At 70.7% G+C, this 2715-nt stretch carries 3 protein-coding genes; all 3 read left to right on the top strand.

Annotation, left to right across the window (positions count from 1 at the left end):
- Nucleotides 1-295, top strand: a 295-nt coding sequence (locus CH341_RS34195; protein WP_425376178.1) for a hypothetical protein, incomplete at its 5' end; no start/stop codon positions are given.
- A 66-nt stretch (nt 296-361) separates the two neighbouring features.
- Nucleotides 362-1696: an MFS transporter gene (locus CH341_RS13155; protein WP_111419480.1), complete on the top strand. Its 1335-nt coding sequence runs from the start codon at nt 362-364 to the stop codon at nt 1694-1696.
- 76 nt (nt 1697-1772) lie between these two features.
- Nucleotides 1773-2552, top strand: a complete 780-nt coding sequence (locus tag CH341_RS13150; protein WP_111419479.1) for an SDR family oxidoreductase — start codon at nt 1773-1775, stop codon at nt 2550-2552.
- The last annotated feature ends 163 nt before the right edge of the window (nt 2553-2715 follow it).

The following is a 2715-nucleotide window of genomic DNA, read 5'->3' as shown; positions in this document are numbered from 1 at the left end:
CGGCACCCCGAACGCCGGCGTCGGCTCGACTGGCTCGGTGAGCACGGGCGGCACGCCGATCGCACCCGGCCCGGCCCATCCGGGCCAGGGCCTCGGCAGCCAGGGCACCGCGACCACGCCGACCGGCACCGGCGGGACGACGGGCTCGTCGGTCCCCGGACCGAACCTGCCGGGCGGCTCGACCGCGCGCGGGACCGGCTCGTCGACGCCCTCGCTCAACGGCATGGGCACGCCCGACATCATGAACGGCATGCCGAACAGCGGCACGCCGAACAGCGGCACGCCGTCGCGCTGAGCCGGAACATAGCTGCGCGCCGTCCGTTCAGCCTGAAACATCTCGGGCGACGGACGGTGCACCCTCATGGCGATCCAGGCTCCGGCTGATTTCGACGCACGCACCGGCGACGAGCTCGACCTCGCGGATGTGAGACGCCGGCTCAAGGCGATCTTCGTCGGCTCGATCGGCAATCTGGTCGAGTGGTACGACTTCTACGCCTACGCGGCTTTCGCGCTCTACTTCGCGCACGCGTTCTTCCCGTCGCACGATCCGGTCGTCCAGCAGCTCAACGCGGCGATGCTGTTCGCCGCCGGCTTCATCGTGCGGCCACTCGGCGGCTGGCTGTTCGGCCATCTCGCCGACACCTGGGGGCGGCGCAACGCACTGACGCTCTCGGTCGTGCTGATGTGCTTCGGCTCGCTGATGATCGCGGTGACGCCGACCTACGACACCATCGGCATCGCCGCGCCGGTGCTGCTCGGCCTCGCCCGCGTCGTCCAGGGGCTGAGCCTCGGCGGCGAGTACGGCACCAGCGCCACCTACCTGACCGAGGTCGCCGACGAGAAGCATCGCGGCTTCTACTCGAGCTTCCAGTACGTCACGCTGATCGGCGGCCAGCTCTGCGCCATCGTGGTGCTGCTGGTGCTGCAGAAGCTCGTGCTCACCCACGAGGAGCTGCTCGCCTGGGGCTGGCGCATCCCCTTCGTCATCGGCGCCTGCCTGGCCGTCGTCGCCGCCGTGATGCGGCGGAACCTGCACGAGACCGACGCCTTCAAGGAGGCGCAGAAGACCAAGCGCCCCGGCGGCTCGCTGCGGGCGCTGGCGAAGTATCCGCGCGAGGTGCTGCTGGTGGTCGGGCTGACCATGGGCGGCACCGCGGCGTTCTACACCTACACGACCTACATGCAGAAGTTCCTGCGCCTCTCGGTGGGTCTCACGCCCGACCAGACCACGCTGGTGACGGCCGGCTCGCTCGTCTTCGCACTGCTGCTGCAACCGCTCTACGGCGCGATCTCGGACCGGATCGGACGAAAGGTGCTGCTGATCGGCTTCGGCGTCGCCGGCACGCTGTTCACCATCCCGCTGCTGATGGCGCTGCAGGAGACGCGCAGCGCGCTCACGGCGTTCCTGCTGATCTGCGCCGCCTGGCTGATCGTGACCGGCTACACCTCGATCAACGCCGTCGTGAAGGCCGAGCTGTTCCCGACCGCGGTGCGGGCGACCGGCGTCGGCCTGCCCTACGCGCTGACCGTCTCGATCTTCGGCGGCACGGCCGACTCGGTCGCGCTGGGCTTCAAGTCGATCGGCCACGAGGACTGGTTCTTCTATTATCTCACCGGGCTGATCGCCGTGTCGCTCGTCGTCTACGCCACCATGCGGGACACCAAGGCGACATCGGCGATGAACCGCCACGTGTGAGACGGGACGGGCGAGGCTTCGCAGCGGCGCGGCGGGCTGGTATCGAGGACGGACACACCAGCCAGGACGCGCGCCCATGGATCTCGGACTAGCCGGCCGCACCGCCATCGTCTGCGCCTCGAGCCGTGGGCTCGGGCGCGCCTGCGCCCAGAAGCTCGCCGAGGCGGGCTGCACCGTGGTGATCAACGGCCGCGACCGCGAGCGCCTCACCGCCGTCGCCTTCGCGATGGCCGAGACCACCGGGTCCGCCGTGATCCCGGTGACGGGCGACGTCGCCACCGCGGACGGCCAGGCGGCCCTGCTCGAGGCCTGCCCGGCCCCGGACATCCTGGTCAACAACAACGCCGGCCCGCCCTTCCGGGATTTTCGCGAGCTCGACCGCGAGGCGATCCTGGCCGGCGTCACCGCCAACATGGTCGCGGCCATCGAGCTGACCCAGAAGGTCATCGACGGCATGCGGGCGCGCCGCTTCGGCCGCATCGTCAACATCACGTCGGGCTCGGTGAAGATGCCGCTGCCGGGGCTCGACCTGTCGTCCGGCGCGCGGGCCGGCCTGACGGCCTTCATGGCCGGCGTCGCCCGCTCGGTCGCGGCCGACGGCGTCACCATCAACGCGCTCCTGCCCGGCATCTTCGAGACCGACCGGCTGACCGCGATGATCGCCGCCACGGCCGAGAAGCGCGGCGTGCCGGCGGAGCAGATCGAGGCCGAGCGCCTCGCCACCGTGCCGGCGCGCCGGCTGGGCGACCCGGACGAGTTCGGCGCCGCCTGCGCCTTCCTGTGCTCGGCCCACGCCGGCTACATCACCGGCCAGTCGCTGCTGATCGACGGCGGCGCGTTCCCGGGGGCGTTCTGAGACAATGCACCACGCTGATCCGCCCTCGTCCTGAGGAGCGCCGAAGGCGCGTCTCGAAGGACGCGGGCGGCCCTCGCCCGGGCCACATGGTTCGAGACGCGGCCCGTGATGGTGCCGAGCGCATCAATCTTGCTGGTGCAGTTGTCGGACTGTTGAACGCAGC

It is taken from the genome of Rhodoplanes roseus (genome assembly GCF_003258865.1).
GTDB lineage: Bacteria > Pseudomonadota > Alphaproteobacteria > Rhizobiales > Xanthobacteraceae > Rhodoplanes > Rhodoplanes roseus.
The sequence above is the reverse complement of the archived record's forward strand: the minus strand, read 5'-3'. Positions and strand labels throughout refer to the sequence as shown.

Bases quoted from the DNA above. Each gene is read 5' to 3' on its own strand.
- CH341_RS13150 (WP_111419479.1), top strand. From the start codon at position 1,773: ATGGATCTCGGACTAGCCGGCCGCACCGCCATCGTCTGCGCCTCGAGC.
- CH341_RS13155 (WP_111419480.1), top strand. From the start codon at position 362: ATGGCGATCCAGGCTCCGGCTGATTTCGACGCACGCACCGGCGACGAG.